Source organism: Mesorhizobium sp. B2-5-7 (assembly GCF_006440875.1).
Lineage (GTDB): Bacteria > Pseudomonadota > Alphaproteobacteria > Rhizobiales > Rhizobiaceae > Mesorhizobium > Mesorhizobium australicum.
Map to the genome: position 1 here is coordinate 92309 of NZ_VFUO01000004.1, position 16404 is coordinate 108712.

The window sequence follows — 16404 nt, forward strand, 5'->3', positions numbered from 1 at the left end:
ACGCTTTGCGGATCGACGTCCCGAACCAGGCGGCGCGGTGGTCGTCACCAGCGCCGGCTTTCAACAGGTCTTCTTCACGGCACGCCCGTTGGGCGGCGGGGTCAGTTTGCAGACCGTCGACATCGCTGCAATGATCGAGGAAGGAGCGGAGACGCCGATGTTCGGGGCCTTCCAAAGAGAGTTGCCGGGTGACTGTCCTCGACAAGACAAAGCAATGGGCGAGAGCCATCAAGCGCGATGTGATGGCCCTGTGGCTGGCCGCCCGCGATCCTCGCGTTCCCTGGTACGCCAAGCTTGCCGCCGGCATGGTCGCCGCCTACGCCCTCAGTCCTATCGATCTGATACCCGATTTCATTCCCGTACTCGGATATCTGGACGATCTGATCATCGTGCCGCTTGGCATCCTGCTTGCGGTGAAGTTGATCCCCGCCGATCTGATGGCGGAGTTTCGCGCGGAGGCCATTCGCCGATCGAGGCCGACCAGCCGCGGCGGTCTCGCATTCATTGTCGGACTTTGGGTTCTGATGGCCGCCGCGCTCATCTGGCTATTCTGGCCAGATCGCTCGGCCTGATATGGATTTCAGGCTGGGCGTTTCCCGTCGCCCGGCAGACCACGAATGAAGTTGGTCGCCTGGTCGAAAGATTCCCCACGTCAAAGCCTAGCGGTGCCGAAAATCCGGTCCCAGAATATCGACGTCACGCCGAAATTGGCGTTGTCGTCGATATGGTGGTGCACCGCGTGGCGGCGCTTGAGCGTGTAGAGATAGCTCGGATGGGCCGGATGCCAGTGGTGGATCATGTGGTGGACGCTGATGTACCAGAGATAGCCCAGCATCAACCCGCAACTCACCGCGCTGGCGGTCGCGAAGTCGGAGACCATCCAGACGGGCAGGAACGCCACCAGCGCATGCACGCCCAGGCTGAGCCAGGTGGGCGTGCCCACCGGACTGCGCTCCTCGACGTGGTGACGGTCGTGCAGGTCTCGGATCCAGGGGACGTGGTGCAGCACGAAACGGTGCAGCACATATTCGATCAGCGTCCACAGGCCAAGGCAGATCAGCATCGTGCCGACCCAGTCCGGCGCGCTTTCTTCTCCGGCCTCGATCAGTCCGGCCACCCCCAATATCGCGATCACCAGGGGATAGACCACGAAGTCGCTGTAGTAGCCGATCAGACCCAGCTGCATTCGGACGCCTCACCTGATTTTCGACGCCGCCCCAGAAACGATGCTATCAGTTTGCCGGACTCGCGTATGAGGTGCAATGCGGATGCATCTGACATAGCGTCGCAATTTCCAGGTGCAAGATCGGCAGCCATGATCTCAGAATCGGCCGGCTTCGCACCGGTGCCGCAAACGGACATGCAAACATGGCAAAACGCAGCGCGGGTCTGCTGATCTATCGCCGGAGCGATGACGGTATCGGGGTGCTGCTGGTTCATCCCGGCGGCCCCTTCTGGGCAAAGAAGGACGATGGCGCCTGGTCGATCCCGAAGGGCCTCATCGACGAGGACGAGGACGAATTGGCGGCGGCACGACGCGAGACCGAGGAAGAGCTCGGCATGAAGGTCGAAGGCCCCTTCGCTCGCCTTGGCGACTATCGGCAACCGGGCGGCAAGATCGTCATGGCTTGGTCCGTCGAGGCCGACATCGATGTGACCGCCATCAAGAGCAACACCTTCACCATGGAATGGCCGCCGCGGTCGGGATCGATGAAGGAATTCCCGGAGGTCGACAGGGCCGGCTGGTTCACCTTGGCCGAGGCCGGGGTGAAGATTCTGCAGGGTCAGCGCCCTATGCTGTCGGATTTGGCAGAACAGTTGGGTATCGAATAGTTGCCGACGGCAAAAGCCGCCGATCTCCCCTCGGAGGTCGGCTGTTCATCCCGCAAACCTGGCCGCGGTCCAAGCCCCGCCAGCCGCGTTCGACTCCACCGCGGCGGCGACGAACTTCACGCCGCGCGCGCCGTCGATCACGTCTGGCACCCGCGCCGCGCGGGCGGGATCCACCGCGCCGCCCGAGCGGTGGGCTCGGATGATGTCGGCGGCGTCGCGGTAGAAATTGGCGAAGGCCTCGATATAGCCTTCGGGATGCGCCGCCGGCATGCGCGACACGCGGCGGGATTCCTCCGTCGAGCCATGGCCGCCGCGCACCAGCGTGCGGGTTTCCTCGCCATATCTGGAAAAGCGCAGTTCCTCCGGCCGGCCGCCCGACCATTCGAGCCCGGCCCTGTCGCCATAAATGCGCACGGAGAGGTCGTTGTAGTGGCCGGGCGACGTCTGGCTGGCCAGGATCGTGCCGCGTGCGCCATCGGTCCAGCGCACCAGCACATGGGCATTGTCGTCGAGCCGGCGTCCGGGCACCGCGGTGAACAGGTCGGCCGACACCGTCTCGGCCTCGCGGCCCGAAATGAAGCCTGCCAGGTTGAAGGCATGCACGCCGATATCGGCCAGCACCGCCGACTGCCCCGCCCTCGCCGGATCGGTGCGCCATTCCGCCTGCTTCTGGCCGTCGGCATCGATCGGCTTGGTCAGCCAGTCCTGGATGTAGGCGCCATGCACAGACACGACCCGGCCAAGCTCGCCCGCCATCACCATCTCGCGCGCCTGGCGCACCATCGCGTAGCCGGTGTTGTTGAGCGTGACGACGAAGCGGCGGTTTTTCGCCTTCGTGAGTGCAACCAGTGCCTCGGCGTCCGCCAGCGTCGTCGACAGCGGTTTGTCGCAGATCACGTCGATGCCGGCCTCGAGGAAGGCGGTGGCGATCGGCGCGTGCAGATGGTTGGGCGTGACGATGACGACCGCCTCTATGCCATCCGGCCGCGCGGCCTCCGCTTTGGCCATGGCGCGGTACTCGGCATAGCTGCGCTCCGGCGCGATGCCGATCTCGGCGGCCGAGGCGGCGGCATTGTCCGGGTCGGACGACAGCGCGCCGGCAACCAGCGCGATCTGGTCGTCGAGGCGCATGGCCAGCCGATGCACGGCGCCGATGAAGGCATTGCGGCCGCCGCCGACCATGCCGACCCGCAGACGCTGGCGCGTCGATCCATCCGATGTTGCGTAGACCATGTTTTCTCCTCGGGCTGATCACTAGCGGGGTCGTCATCCCAGGGCGTAGCAAGGAGCGAAGCGACGCGCGTAGACCCAGGATCTGCGCGGCTGCTTCGCCCTGGGATGACGAAATCGCCGAGCCTCGCCCTATCCTCATCGAACACCATTTCCAAAATCCATATTGTAAAACGATCGTATCGCGCTAGCCTGAATTCATGAGCGGGGAGAGAAAACCATCCGGACGATCCAGTGCCGATGAGGCAGCGACGCGCAAACGCGGCCGTTCGCTGGCGGCACTCGGCTATATACAGCCGCGAACCTATGAGGAGTTGCGCGCGGTGCTGTCTTCCGGCACCGTGCATTTTCCCAAGCGCCTGCGCCAGGTGGCGATCTTCCTGTGGCAGCACCCGAGCGAGGTGGCGCTCGGCACCATTGCCCAAGTGGCGGCACAGGCCGGCGTGCAGCCCTCGACGCTGGTGCGCTTCGCCCAGATCTTCGGCTATTCCGGCTTTTCCGATTTCCAGGGCCTGTTCAAGGACCACGTCAAGGGATCGTGGCCGGAAGGCCGCGGCGAGCAGCGCGCCGAGGCCGAGCCCAATGCCGCCACGCATTTCCTGCGCGGCATGGTTGGCGCCTCGCAGGCCTCGCTCGGCCGCATCGAAAGCGGCTTCGATATCGAAAGCTTCGAGAAGATGGTGGCAACACTGGCCAAGGCGGACCTGATCTACGTCATCGGCTCCAAGCGCGCCTTTCCCGTCACCACCTATCTGTCGCTGACGCTTTCGCAGCAAGGCGTGCGCAATGTGCTGGTCGACAATGTCGGCTCGACTGCGCTCGATCAGGTCGGCTGCATTGGCGCACGCGACGCCGTGCTGGCGGTGTCCTTCAGCCCCTACAATTCGATCACGCCGGACCTGGTGGCCGTCGCGCATGAGCGCAAGGCGCGCATCGTCACCATCACCGACAGCACCTTCTCGCCGCTGATCCGGCTGTCGGACAGCTGGCTGGAAGTGGTGGAATCCGACTTCGCCGGCTTCCGCTCGCTGGCGGCGTCGCTGGCGGTGGGCATGGCGCTGGTCCAAGGCGTCGCGGCGCGCCGCGGCACATGAGGCGCCGCTGGTACAATTGACTATCGGGAATCAACATTCCATATTTCAATAAATAGAAACTTTGTTCCGGGAGGAGGAATGGAGATCAGGCTCGAAGGCAAGGTGGCGCTGGTCACCGGGTCGACGCAAGGCATCGGCCGTGCCATCGCCGAGACGCTGGCGCGCTCCGGCGCTGCCGGCCTGCTGATCACCGGGCGCGACAGCAAACGCGGCGAGGCCGTGGCAGCGGAACTGTCGGCCCTGGGTACGCCGACGCTCTTCGTCGCCGCCGACCTTGGAGACACGGAAACTCCCGCCCTCTTGGCGCAGGCCTGCATCGACCGCTTCGGCCGCATCGACGGCCTCGTCAACGCCGCCGGCCTGACCGACCGCGCCTCCTTCCTCGACGCCACGCCGGACGACTGGTCGGCGCTGTTTGCCGTCAACGCCCGTGCGCCCTTCTTCCTGATGCAGGCCGCGATCGCCGACATGAAGAAGCGTGGCCAGGGCGGCGCGATCGTCAACATCCTGTCGATCAACGCCCATTGCGGCTCGCCGGAACTCGCCGTCTATTCCGCCACCAAGGGTGCGCTGGCGACGCTGACCAAGAATGCCGCCAACGCCCACCGCTTCGACCGCATCCGCGTCAACGGCATCAATGTCGGCTGGACCGACACGCCGGCCGAACGCATCATGCAGGCGCAGACGCTGGGCAATGGCCCGGGATGGCTCAACGCCGCCAATGCCGCGCAGCCCTTCGGTCGGCTGCTGAAGCCCGACGATATCGCCAATCTCGCCGTGTTCCTGCTTTCCGACGCGGCCGGGCCGATGACCGGCGCCGTGATCGACCAGGAACAGTCGGTGATCGGGGCGAACCGGTGAACGCCATCGAAAGGCTCGGGCCCAGACTGCTGGAGCGGCTTCCCCCAGCCGTGCAAAAGCCGTCATACGACCGCGCGGCACTCTCACCAGGCATGGCGCATCTGGGCGTCGGCGCCTTCCATCGCTGTCACCAGGCCGAATACACCGACGACCTGCTTTCGCGCCGGTTCGACCGCTGGGGCATCGTCGGCATCAACATTCGCCCGCCCGCCCTGGCCGAGACGCTTGGCCGGCAAGACGGCCTCTACACGAGGCTGATCCGCGAGAACGATGATGTCGAGGCACGCGTCATCGGCAGCATCGTGAAGGTGGTCGACAGCCAGGACAGCGCCGCACCGGCGCTCGAGGTGCTCGTCTCCGCCGACATCGAACTGGTGACGATGACGGTGACCGAAAAAGGCTATTGCCACGTCCCCTCGACTGGCGCGCTCGACCTCGATCATCCCGACATCGTCCACGACCTCGCCAACCCGGAAGCGCCGCGCAGCGTGCCCGGCATCCTCACGCGGGCGCTGGAGCAACGCAGGGCCACGCATGGCCCGAAGCTGACGCTGCTCTCCTGCGACAACATTCCGACCAACGGCGTCATCCTGGAAAATGTCGTGCGGAGCTTTGCCGAACGGCGCGGCAATGGCCTGGCCGACTGGATCGCGGCCAATGCCGCCTTCCCCTCGGCCATGGTCGACCGCATCGCTCCGGCGGTGACACAGGACGATCTCGACAGCGTCGAGCGACGGTTCGGCTATCGCGACGCCGCCGTCGCCGTCGGCGAACCCTTCCGGCAATGGGTGATCGAGAAAAAGTTCGCCGGCCGCATGCCGCGCTGGGACCTGGCCGGCGCGACCTTTGTCGACGACGTCACCCCGTTCGAGCATCTCAAGATGCGGGTGCTCAACGGCGCCCAGACGACACTCGCCACGCTCGGCGTACTGGCCGGCCTCGAACACACGTCGGATGCCATCGCCGACCCGCTGCTTTCGGTCTTTGTCAGGCGCATGCTGGTCGAGCAAACCCTGCCGACACTGATGCCGGTGGCTGGCATGAATCCATCTGCTTATGTCGAGCAGAGCCTTGGCCGGTTGAAGAACACCGCGATCCGCCATCGCAACCACCAGATCGCCACCGACGGCTCGCAAAAAATCGTGCAGCGCCTGCTCAACCCGATCCGCGACCGCCTGAACCTGGGGGCCAGCATCGGCCTGCTGTCGGTGCCGGTCGCCGGCTGGATGGCTTATCTGATCCTGGCCTCGGCGCGCTTCGGCAAGCGCTGGCCGGTGTCGGATCCCTATGCCGGCAAGGTCGCCGCGATTGCGGACGAAACCGGCCACGATGCGCGGGCGCTGGCTTCCGCCATCCTGGCCATCGACACGATATTCGACCCGGGCCTTGCCGCCGACGAGACGTTCCGGCAGGCCGTCACGTCAGCGCTTGGCGAACTGCTTTCGGGCGATCCGATGGCGGCAGTCCGTCACAGTCTCGAACAAGATGAGGTCGCGAGGTTGAAGCGATCCAAACAATCGGCATTATAGGCATCGATCGCGGGTTCTCGGTCAGGGGAGGCATGATGAAACTTGGGCTGCTCACCGCACCGTTCGCGGACACGCCGCTTGGCGAGGTCGCCGGCTGGGCAAGCTCTGTCGGCTTCGAGGCACTGGAAATCGCCTGCTGGCCGAAAACCTCCGGCGCGACCCGCCGCTATGCCGGCACCAGCCATATCGATGCTGATGGCACTTCGGTCTCGCGGGCGAAAGAAATCGTTGCATCGCTGGCGGAAAAGAACCTCACGGTCTCCGGTCTCGGTTATTACCCCAACCCGCTGCACCCGGATACCGCCCATCGCGAGGCGGTCATCGGCCACCTGAAGAAGGTCATCGTCCTGGCGGCAAACATGGGCGTTCCCCTGGTCAACACCTTCTGCGGCGGCGATGCCTCCAAGACAGTCGACGTCAACTGGCAGGACGCGCTGAAAGTCTGGCCGGAAATCGTTGCCCATGCGCGCGGCCACGGGGTAAAACTCGCCTTCGAAAACTGCCCAATGATCTTCAGCTATGATGAATGGCCGGGCGGGCACAACATCGCCTATTCGCCGCAGGTCTGGCGTCGCATTCTCGAAGCCTGGGGCGGCGATGTCGGCATGAATTTCGACCCCTCGCATCTGGTCTGGCAGATGATCGACCAGGCCCGCTTCATCCGGGAATTCGGCCCCTATATGCTGCATGTCCACGCCAAGGACCTGATGATTGATCGTGATGGTTTGTACGAGCGCGGAATTCTGTCGGCGGGCATAGGCTGGCAGGTGCCGCGCATGCCGGGGCTGGGCGATGTCGACTGGAGCGGCTTCTTCTCGGGCCTCTACCGCGCCGGTTATGACGGATCGGTCATCATCGAACACGAGGACAGGCGATTTGAAGGCAGCGACGAGCAGGTGAAGCGGGGCTTTCTGCTCGCCCGCGACGTGCTGCGTCCCTTCGTCAAGTAACGGCAAAGCGAGCCACTTGACTCTGATTGTGAGTGGCGCGGCCCAACAGGTTAAAACTGAACTGAAAAACAATGTGGAGGAAGACTGAAATGAAGAACTATCTGACCATGGTCCCGCTGCTTGCCAGCGCGGCGCTGCTGGCCTCGGTGGGCGTGTCGTCCGCTGCCGGCAAATACACGATCGGCATTTCCAACACCGTGCAGGGCAATGGCTGGCGCGAGGAAATGGTTTGCGCCATGAAGGCGCAGGCGCTCGCCTCCGGCGAAGTGACCAAGCTCAACATCGCCCACCGCAACACCGATGCCGCCGGCCAGCTGGAAGACATCCGCAACCTGATCAGCGCCAAGGTCGACGCCATCGTCGTCAACCCCGCCGACCCGGCCGGCATCAAGGCCGGCCTGGAAGAAGCCACCAAGGCCGGCATCGTCGTCGTCGCCGTCGACCAGGCGGTCACCGAGCCGTCGGCTTACATCATTTCCAACAACCAGGAGCAGTACGCGTATCTCGGTGCCAAATGGCTGTTCCAGCAGATGGGCGGCAAGGGCGAGGTGTTTTACATGCGCGGCGCGGCGGGCGCTTCGGCCGATAGCGATCGCGACAAAGGCTTCAAGAAGGCACTGGCCGAATTCCCCGACGTGAAGGTGGCGCAGGAGGTCTTCACCGGCTGGCAGCAGGACCAGGCCAAGCAGCAGATGCTGTCCTTCCTGGCCACCGGCACGCCGTTCAACGGCGTGTGGACGTCGGGCATCGATAACGTCATCGTCGACGCGCTGGTCGAATCGCAGGCGCCGCTGGTGCCCGTGGTCGGCGCCGACAATGCCGGCTTCGTCGGCCAGCTGAGCTCGGTCAAGGGCCTCGTGGGTGCCGCCGTCACCAACCCCGGCTCGATCGGTGGTGCCGGCGTGACGCTGGCGCTGCAGATCCTCGACGGCAAGAAGCCGGCCCAGCAGACCGTGCTGGTCGACCCGCAGCTGTGGGAGAATGCCACCGAGGAAGGCAAGGCCAAGCTGAAAGCCGCCGCCGACCCGTCGCTGAGCCCTGAATGGCCGGTCTCGATCATGATCCCCGACTGGACGACGTATACCAAGGACCAGATCGTGGCCTGCAAGGGCCCGGGCGAGTAAGCAGCGGCTTTGCTGACCATGGTCGGCGCCGCCCCTCACTGTCCTGCCGGACATCTCTCCCGGTAAAACGGGGCGAGAGAAGCTGGCCGCAACGCCGGAGGGCAAGCCCCCTCTCCCCGTCTCTATACGGGGAGAGGATGCCGGCAGGCAGGTGAGGGGCGGCGCCGACGCTGCAAACTGTTTGAGCTTCAAATCGAGACCCAAATCATTTGACCACCAGTCCCCTCCTCGACGCGTCAGGCGTCGCCAAGAACTACGGCGCGGTCGCGGCTCTCCGCGATGCGTCGCTCTCCGTGCTGCCGGGCGAGGTGCATGCGCTGATGGGTGCCAATGGCGCCGGCAAGTCGACGCTGGTGAAGATCCTGACCGGCGCGATATCAGCCAATGCCGGACGCATCCTGATCCGTGGCGAGGCGCGCGACATACGCTCGCCCGCCGCCGCGCGCCGGGCCGGGCTGCTGCCCGTCTACCAGGAGCCGTCGCTGATCCCCGATCTCGACGTGCTGTCCAATCTGCGGCTGACCGGCACGCCGGTCGAGCCGTTCCGCGCCTGGGTACGCGAACTCGGCATACCTGACCTCGACCTGCGCGACACCGCGCGCGACATCCCGCTCGCCATCCTGCGCGTGCTTGATCTGGCGCGCGCACTCGCCGTCGAGCCCGACGTGCTGCTGCTCGACGAGATGACGGCCGCACTCCCCGCCAACCTTGCCGAAAAGGTGCTGGAAGTGGTGCGCAGGCAGGGCGACGCCGGCCGCGCCGTGATCTTCATCTCCCACCGCTTCGTCGAAATCTCGGCCCTTTGCGACCGCGCCACGGTGCTGCGCGACGGCGCGACCGTCGGCGTCGTCGACATCGTGCCGGGCATCGAGGAGAAGATCGTCGAGCTGATGCTCGGCACTCGCATCGTCAAGACCCATGTCGCCGCCTGCGGCGACAGCGAAAAGGCCCGCCCCCCTGCCCGCCCGCGCATCGCCGTGCGAAACCTGCGCGTCGGGACCAAGCTCAGCGACGTCTCCTTCGATCTCCGCGATGGCGAGGTGGCCGGCGTCGTGGCGCTGGAAGGCCAGGGCCAGGACGAACTGTTCGCCGCACTTGCCGGCTCGATCAAACCATCGGGCGGCACGATCGAGGTCGACGGCAGCCCGGTGAAATTCGCCCACCCGATCGACGCCATCCGATCGGGGATCGCCTATGTGCCGGGCGACCGTTCCGAGGCGCTCGCCATGCAGCGCTCGGTGCGCGAGAACATTGCGCTCCCCTTCAGTGCCGCCTTGCGCAACTGGGGGCCTATTCGTATGCGCAAGGAGCGCGCCACCGTGGCGAGCGCCATCCAACGCCTGCAGATCGACACCCGCGCGCAAGGCGAGGTGCAGCGCCTTTCCGGCGGCAACCAGCAAAAGGTCACCATCGCCCGCTGGATCGCGGCCGACGCGCGCACCATCCTGTGTTTCGACCCGACGCGCGGCATCGATGTGGGCACCAAGCAGGAGATCTATCGTCTGCTGCGCGAGCTCGCCGGCAACGGCAAGTCGGTTCTGTTCTACACCTCCGAACTGGAAGAAGTGCAGCGCGTCTGCGACCGCGTCATCGTCATCTTCGGCGGCCGCCTGGTCGATATTTTCCCTGTCGAGGAGGCCGACGAGCCGACGCTGATGCGCGCCGCCTACGGCCTGCCGCGCGGCGTCAAGGCGGATATCGGTATTTTGGCCGCACCCACGGCGAATGCCTCCGATGCGCCGGAGGCAACGCCATGAGCCATTTCCTGCGCCGGCAAGGCTGGGTAACAGGTCTGTTCGCCCTCCTCGTCATCCTGTTCATCGCCACCAAGATCATCCAGCCCGGCTATGGCAGCGGCGATTTCGGCTCGCTGGCGCGGGCCGTGCTGCCCTACGCCTTTGCCGTCGCCGCGCAGACGGTCGTCGTCATCGCCGGCGGCATCGATCTCTCGGTCGCCGCCATGATGGCGTTGACCAGCGTCACCGCCGCCTCGATGATGGCGGGCGCGAGCGAGGAATACGCGCTGTTCGTGGTGCCTTTCGTGCTCGCCATGGGGTTCGTGCTCGGCGCGCTCAACGGGATGCTGATCGTCGTCACCCGCGTGCCGGACATCGTCGTCACGCTGGCCATGCTGTTCGTGCTGCAAGGCGCGGCCCTTCTGGTGCTCGGCGCCCCGGGCGGCGCGGCGGCCGAATGGCTGAAGGCGCTGATCTCGGGCACCGTGCCGATACCGGGCCTGCCCGACGCCGTCGACGCGTGGCTGCCCAAGGCGCTGCTGGTGCTGATCGTCTGCCTCTGCATCATCTGGATACCGCTTCGGCGGTCGCGCCTCGGCCTTTCCATCTACGCCATCGGCTCCAGCGAACTGGCGGCATTCCGCAGCGGCGTGCCTGTCGCCCGCACCAGGGTCATCGCCTACGCGCTCTCGGGCCTGTTCGCGGCCATGGGCGGGTTGGCGCTGACCATGAGCACAGGCATCGGCGCGCCGATCCCCGGCCCCTATCTCCTGGCCAGCGTCGCCGCGGTCGTGCTGGGCGGCGTGGCGCTCGGCGGCGGCAAGGGCGGCCTGCTCGGCCCCATCGTCGCCGTCTTCGTGCTGCGGCTGGTGCGCACGGATCTCACCTTGCTCGCCATCGACCCCAACGTCACCGCCATCATCGAAGGCCTGATCATGGTCGCCGTGGTGATGTTCGGCGCCTTCATCACGATGCGAGGGCGGCAATCATGAAATTCACCCGCAGCGCTGTACGGCGCCGTAGAGCACCATCCCTCCAGAACACCACCACCAAGCCCCCCTCCTCGCGAACGGGAGCCACCCCATGAGCACCACCGCGATCACGCCCGCGCCGGTCTCCTTCGGCCGCCGCATAAAACGCTTCATGGCCGACCGGCCTCTCATCCCGCTGATCATCCTGCTGGTCATCCTGGTGGTGATCCTGCAGATCCTGCGCCCCGGCATCGTCAACGAGCGCTGGATCGCCAACACCATCAAATTCGCCATTCCGCTGGCGATCCTCGCCGGCTGCCAGACCATGACAATGCTGACCGGCGGCATCGACCTTTCGGTCGGCACGGTGGCGACGATGAGCGCCTTCATCATGGCAACGCAGATCGTCAGCCAGGACCCGGCTGTGGCCTTCCTCCTGGCGATGATGCCGGCGGTGCTGATCGGCCTCGTCAACGGCATCGGCGTCGGTGTCTTCCGCGTCCACCCGCTGATCATGACGCTGGGCACCAGCCTGATCGGCACCGGCTGCCTGCAGGTCTACCAGCGCACCGTGATCGCGTCCGGCGCCAAGATCCCCGACTTTCTCGCCTGGCTGGGTACCGGCGTCACCCCCGTACTCGGCTTTGCCTTCCCCAACGCCCTGCTGCTGTTCGTGCCGCTGGCGGCCCTCATCGTCTTCACGCTTGCCCGCACCGGCTTCGGCCGCCTGCTCTACGCCGTCGGCGACAATGAGCGCGCGACGCGCTTGTCGGGCGTGCAATACTGGCAGGTCATCACGGCGCTCTACGTCACCTCCAGCGTGCTCGCCGGCGTCACCGGCCTGCTCTATATCGGCCTGATCAAGGCGCCGTCGCTGTCGCTCGCCGAACCGCTGGTGCTGCCCTCGGTGGCGGCGGCCGTCATCGGCGGCACCTCCATCTTCGGCGGCCGCGGCGGCTACACCGGCACCATCATCGGCGCGCTGATCCTCACGGTGCTGACGACGCTGCTGACGATTTTGCAGATGCCGGAGGGAGCGAGGCGGATCCTGTTCGGGTTGATCGTCCTGTTCGTGACGGCGGCCTATCTGCGCATTGTCGAGGACAAGTAGGCGCGGGCCGACTATTGGCACGGGGCAGCCACAGGCTTTGGCGACAAGGGAGACGAAATCATGGAAAAAATCATCCTGGACTGCGATCCGGGGCACGACGACGCCATCGCCATCCTGCTTGCGGCGGGAAACCCGAATATCGACCTTCTCGGCATCACGACGGTTTCGGGAAACCACAATGTCGAGAACACCACGCGCAATGCTCTGGCCGTATGCACCGCCTACGGCATCAAGGTGCCGGTGGCGAAGGGCTCACCCGGCCCGCTCATCGGCGACCAGGTGCTGGCCGTCGAAATCCATGGCGATACCGGGCTCGACGGCCCCGTCCTGCCGCCCGCCTCGTTCGAACTCGACAAGCGGCATGCCGTCGACTTCATCATCGACACGGTCATGGCACACGAGCCGAAAACCATCACGCTGGTGCCGGTCGGTCCCTACACCAACATCGCGCTCGCCATCCGCAAGGACCCACGCATCATCGATCGAGTGAAGGGCGTCGTCGCGATGGGCGGAGCCTACACGCGCGGCAACATCACGCCAGCGGCGGAGTTCAATGTCTATGGCGACCCGGAGGCCGCAGACGTCGTGTTCCGCGCCGATTGGGATGTCACCATGGTCGGCCTCGACCTCACGCACCAGGCGCTGGCCACTCCGGACCTGCAAAACAGGGTGCGCGCCGTCGGCGGCCCGATCGCCAAGTTCATCCTCGATATCTGGGAGTTCATAGCGACCACGCATGGCGGCCTCCTGCAGATCGAGTATCCAGCCGTCCACGACGCGTGCTGCGTCGCGGCCATGATCGACCCGACCGTCTTCACCACCGAGAAGGCCGATATCCGCGTCGAAATCGCCGGGCGGTGGACCAAGGGCATGACGGTGTGCAATTTCGAGAAGATGGGCGGGATGCACCATTTTGGCGGCACTGCGAGCGAGCAGGTCGACTTCCGCCATACCGTGGCGATGAAACTTGACCATCCGAAATTCTGCGGCCTGATCGTCGATGCGCTGGAGCGGTTAACCCACGCCAAGGCCTGACGGGTGAAGGTTTCGGCGGCGCTCACAGGGATTAGGTGGCTTCGTTTAGAAAGCCCGCCGCGCCATTTGCGGCACGGCGGGCCGCCCCCGTTGGCCAGGGACGAACTACCGGCATCACTCGATGATCTGCACGACCCTGCGTGTATCGGGGTCAACCAGAACCGCATGATCGCCGACAACAGTGTATTTGTATCTGACGTCGGGGACGTCGATTGTATGAAGCTCGACTGTGTCAGGGAGAGCGGAGCCGACGTTGAGTTCGACGCCGAGCAGGCTGACTGACGCGAGTTTTTGCTTGTGGATGTATTCGCGGACGACCGTCTGCTGCTCGGGCTTGAGAATTACGACGTCTCCCGCGAAGGAAGCACCAATTCCAGCCATAAGCGCGAGGGCCGCGACAGCGCCGACAAGATATCTTTTCATGACAAGTCCTTTTGTGAACTAAGAAACATTTTCAGAGGCCAGAATTCTTCTGGCCTCTGCCGCAGCCAATCAGCCACCATTGGCAGGTGCCGCGGGCTTCGCGGGCGCTGAAGTGGCCGGAGCTTCCACCTTTGGCGCCTCAACCTTCACGTTGATGTCCTTCCCGCCGCCGCCACCGATGTGGATGACACCGGTAAATATCAGCAGGACAACGATGGCGATTATCGCAAGAACAATAGCGACCGCAGTGCCGCCACCACCTCCAGAATTAACAACAGTTGGACCGTCAGCCATGACTTTCTCCTCTCCTATTCTTTGAGTTGTCACCGGTCACCAACGGCTCCCGCTGCATTGCGTTCCCGGGCAAGGCTTAGGTCTAAGAATTGGCAAGACTGAAGTCGTATGCGGCAACCCATTTCTTGCCGATACGTTGGGTTTCGCGCGGAGCAACGCAGCCAATCACCCATCATCGCGGAATCCAGCTCGACCGCCGGATATTCTGAGAGCGAGGCAAGCAGTGACATCAGCCCAGAGACCGAGCATCCACGACGACAATCGCCCCGCAAATGACAATGATGTTCAGGCCCCGGAAATCCCCTCGGTCCCGCCCGTCTGTCTGAGCGAAGACGCCAACATGGTCGATCTTGTCAGGCGAACCGAGCGCTTGGCCATCGCCGTTGTCGTGGGAATGGCGATCTGCCTGACGCTTATCCCGGCGATCTATGTTGCCCTCACCTACGGAATGTAGACGGTACGTCAGTCGTCTGTCCGCTACGAGGCAGGCGCAATCTCTTCACCACCTGCTCTCCCCAGGCTTTGCTCCCAACATTGCGCCTGGCATGCCGGACATGTTCCCGCGCGCCATCAATCCCGAGAATCTCAGACAAAGAAGAACCCGCCCCGGCGTCAACCGAAGGCGGGCTCTCTCCGTTTTCCAGTCCGTTGATAAAGCATTCGACGGCTACCAACCTCCAATGCCCGAGAGCGTTCCACCGGAGTGATGAAACTATGCTTCGATCTGCCCCTCGATCGTTTCGAGGCGGGGCCTGCTCTCTTTCGCCTTCGGCGAACTCAATCTTTCTTCCACGCCGCCAGCAGCGGGCCCTTGCTCCCATAGACGGGGTCCTTGCGCGGACGGCCGACCTTGGGGATCGTCACCACCGCCTTGGCGTGGTCCGCGGTGGTCGTGCATTCGTCATAGGTACCGGCCGGCGGATAGGCGCCAACGACGAGAAAGTCGTCCGAAGCGGAGATGCGCTGGTGCCCCGTGCCGGCCGGAAGAACCGCGACATCGCCGGCCTTCAGCGCCAGCGTTCGGCCCCTCTTGCCGCCAAACCGGACTTTCGCCGTGCCACGCGCCACGCCGAGCACTTCGTGGATGCGCGAATGGTAGTGAACATAATCGTAGATGCCGTTGCGCCAGCTGTCTCCCCAGCCATTGGCCGAGAAAAGCGCCTCTAACACGGCTGCGGGATCGAAGTCTTCCGGCAATCTCACTGCGCCGCGATAGACGACCAGCGGCCAGGACGGATGATTGGGCACCAGGCCATCATCGCCAAACCTGAACTCGTTCGCTTTGCGCGGCCTGACAAGGTCGGCCGCCTGACGGCTGTCCGGTATTGCGGCACCGGTCACCTGTTCGGCCACTTTCTTGATGCTTTGCAGGATGCTCATGACGTCGCCTCGCCTCGGGGAACCAACGCTGATTCAACCCGATGGCCATCGCTTGGTTCCCCGCGGGCTCGCGCCCGCCACCGCCGCGAGGCGGATCGCTGAAGATCAGACGGACCTGCCGCCTCGCCCCGCCTGCAGCGCATTGTCCATCGCAGCGGCCGGCGAAACCATATCCGGCAGCAATATGTCGTTGCGGCGTGCGAAGGTGACCAGCGTCGCGCGCACCGTCTCCGGGTCGATCTCACCGGCGATGCCCGCCTTGCAGGCATTGAGGGCGACGGCATGAGCGCCGTTGCGGCTGGCGGCCGGCCAGTCCTGCAACAGCGCGTAGGCTTCCATCACGCTTTCGATCTTCCTCGGAAAGCCCATTCCGACCAGAATGGTCACCGGTTCTTCAAACTGCCAGCGATTCATGGCTTGTGCCTCCTCTCGATTGTGCGGACCCGCGGCGGGCCGAACACCGGAAGGCGCGGCCCGCCGCGTAAGGTTCATGGGACTGCCCGTAAGGTTCATGGGACTGCCCGTAAGGTTCATGGGATTGAATGTCAGCGCTCAGCCGCCGGCCGAGGCCTCGGACGCCTCCGACACCTGTTGCGCGGCCAGGAACATCAGCGTCGCGGCAACGGTCCGCCGCTTCCAGCCGGCGGCTTCGGCCCTGTCGAGCAGTTCCGCCAGCAGCGGCTTCAACGCACCGCGGCATTCGCTTTCATAGGCCAGGAACTCCTTTGCCTGATGTGTCGGCGCGGGCACGGGCCCAAGGTCAGCAAGCGCATCCATATCTCTCTCCCTTCAATCGATGCCCGCTCCCTGTCGAGGGAGCGGGCGGACTGGTC

Annotated in this window: 19 protein-coding genes; 12 read left to right on the forward strand and 7 right to left on the reverse strand. The window is 64.8% G+C overall.

What is annotated here, in order from left to right:
• Positions 1–188: 188 nt before the first annotated feature.
• Positions 189–572: a YkvA family protein gene (locus FJ543_RS18375; RefSeq protein WP_140876324.1), complete on the forward strand. Its 384-nt coding sequence runs from the start codon at positions 189–191 to the stop codon at positions 570–572.
• An 80-nt stretch (positions 573–652) separates the two neighbouring features.
• Here the strand turns inward: FJ543_RS18375 and FJ543_RS18380 are convergent, their stop codons facing one another.
• The gene (locus FJ543_RS18380) at positions 653–1186 is read right to left on the reverse strand and encodes a sterol desaturase family protein (RefSeq protein WP_140716295.1); all 534 of its coding nucleotides are present in this window, start codon (positions 1184–1186) and stop codon (positions 653–655) included.
• Between the two features lie 182 nt (positions 1187–1368).
• Here FJ543_RS18380 and FJ543_RS18385 point away from each other — a divergent pair, with 182 nt between their 5' ends.
• On the forward strand, positions 1369–1833 hold the full coding sequence (locus FJ543_RS18385) for an NUDIX domain-containing protein (protein WP_015316978.1): 465 nt from the start codon (positions 1369–1371) through the stop codon (positions 1831–1833).
• Between the two features lie 45 nt (positions 1834–1878).
• On the opposite strand, the gene FJ543_RS18390 is transcribed toward FJ543_RS18385, so the two are convergent.
• Positions 1879–3066, reverse strand: a complete 1188-nt coding sequence (locus FJ543_RS18390) for a Gfo/Idh/MocA family oxidoreductase (RefSeq protein WP_140618018.1) — start codon at positions 3064–3066, stop codon at positions 1879–1881.
• Between the two features lie 197 nt (positions 3067–3263).
• On the opposite strand from FJ543_RS18390, the gene FJ543_RS18395 reads away from it, so the two are divergent.
• The 9 genes from FJ543_RS18395 to FJ543_RS18435 all read left to right on the forward strand — a co-directional run bounded on the left by FJ543_RS18395 (position 3264) and on the right by FJ543_RS18435 (position 13474).
• Complete coding sequence (locus FJ543_RS18395; RefSeq protein WP_015316976.1) at positions 3264–4157, forward strand: MurR/RpiR family transcriptional regulator; 894 nt, start codon at positions 3264–3266, stop codon at positions 4155–4157.
• A gap of 78 nt (positions 4158–4235) precedes the next feature.
• Entirely contained in the window at positions 4236–5018 is a 783-nt protein-coding gene (locus FJ543_RS18400; protein WP_140876326.1) for an SDR family oxidoreductase, read from the forward strand.
• Positions 5015–6547, forward strand: coding sequence for a mannitol dehydrogenase family protein (locus FJ543_RS18405; RefSeq protein WP_140876328.1), 1533 nt, complete (start codon positions 5015–5017; stop codon positions 6545–6547). The genes FJ543_RS18400 and FJ543_RS18405 overlap by 4 nt, the downstream gene beginning before the upstream one ends.
• A 35-nt stretch (positions 6548–6582) precedes the next feature.
• The gene (locus FJ543_RS18410; protein WP_140876330.1) at positions 6583–7497 is read left to right on the forward strand and encodes a sugar phosphate isomerase/epimerase; all 915 of its coding nucleotides are present in this window, start codon (positions 6583–6585) and stop codon (positions 7495–7497) included.
• An 89-nt stretch (positions 7498–7586) separates the two neighbouring features.
• Positions 7587–8621, forward strand: a complete 1035-nt coding sequence (locus tag FJ543_RS18415) for an ABC transporter substrate-binding protein (RefSeq protein WP_015316972.1) — start codon at positions 7587–7589, stop codon at positions 8619–8621.
• 209 nt (positions 8622–8830) lie between these two features.
• Positions 8831–10378 carry a sugar ABC transporter ATP-binding protein gene (locus FJ543_RS18420; RefSeq protein ID WP_140876332.1) on the forward strand — a complete coding sequence of 516 codons (1548 nt, stop codon included), beginning with the start codon at positions 8831–8833 and terminating at the stop codon, positions 10376–10378.
• Positions 10375–11349, forward strand: a complete 975-nt coding sequence (locus tag FJ543_RS18425) for an ABC transporter permease (protein ID WP_140876334.1) — start codon at positions 10375–10377, stop codon at positions 11347–11349. Before FJ543_RS18420 ends, FJ543_RS18425 begins: the two co-directional genes overlap by 4 nt.
• A 91-nt stretch (positions 11350–11440) precedes the next feature.
• Positions 11441–12439, forward strand: a complete 999-nt coding sequence (locus FJ543_RS18430) for an ABC transporter permease (protein ID WP_140876336.1) — start codon at positions 11441–11443, stop codon at positions 12437–12439.
• Between the two features lie 60 nt (positions 12440–12499).
• Positions 12500–13474 (forward strand): nucleoside hydrolase, encoded by a 975-nt coding sequence (locus FJ543_RS18435; protein ID WP_140618010.1) that lies wholly within the window; start codon positions 12500–12502, stop codon positions 13472–13474.
• Positions 13475–13588: 114 nt separating this feature from the next.
• On the opposite strand, the gene FJ543_RS18440 is transcribed toward FJ543_RS18435, so the two are convergent.
• Together FJ543_RS18440 and FJ543_RS18445 are read right to left on the reverse strand one after the other, a co-directional pair.
• Complete coding sequence (locus FJ543_RS18440; protein ID WP_015316968.1) at positions 13589–13897, reverse strand: DUF1236 domain-containing protein; 309 nt, start codon at positions 13895–13897, stop codon at positions 13589–13591.
• Positions 13898–13966: 69 nt separating this feature from the next.
• Positions 13967–14191 carry a hypothetical protein gene (locus FJ543_RS18445; protein WP_140876338.1) on the reverse strand — a complete coding sequence of 75 codons (225 nt, stop codon included), beginning with the start codon at positions 14189–14191 and terminating at the stop codon, positions 13967–13969.
• Between the two features lie 223 nt (positions 14192–14414).
• On the opposite strand from FJ543_RS18445, the gene FJ543_RS18450 reads away from it, so the two are divergent.
• Complete coding sequence (locus FJ543_RS18450) at positions 14415–14645, forward strand: hypothetical protein (RefSeq protein ID WP_140876340.1); 231 nt, start codon at positions 14415–14417, stop codon at positions 14643–14645.
• A gap of 323 nt (positions 14646–14968) precedes the next feature.
• Here the strand turns inward: FJ543_RS18450 and FJ543_RS18455 are convergent, their stop codons facing one another.
• The 3 genes from FJ543_RS18455 to FJ543_RS18465 form a co-directional block, all read right to left on the reverse strand.
• Entirely contained in the window at positions 14969–15571 is a 603-nt protein-coding gene (locus FJ543_RS18455; RefSeq protein WP_140876342.1) for a cupin domain-containing protein, read from the reverse strand.
• Between the two features lie 105 nt (positions 15572–15676).
• Entirely contained in the window at positions 15677–15985 is a 309-nt protein-coding gene (locus FJ543_RS18460) for a DUF982 domain-containing protein (protein WP_140663343.1), read from the reverse strand.
• A 138-nt stretch (positions 15986–16123) separates the two neighbouring features.
• Positions 16124–16348: a hypothetical protein gene (locus tag FJ543_RS18465; RefSeq protein WP_015316964.1), complete on the reverse strand. Its 225-nt coding sequence runs from the start codon at positions 16346–16348 to the stop codon at positions 16124–16126.
• Positions 16349–16404 lie beyond the last annotated feature (56 nt).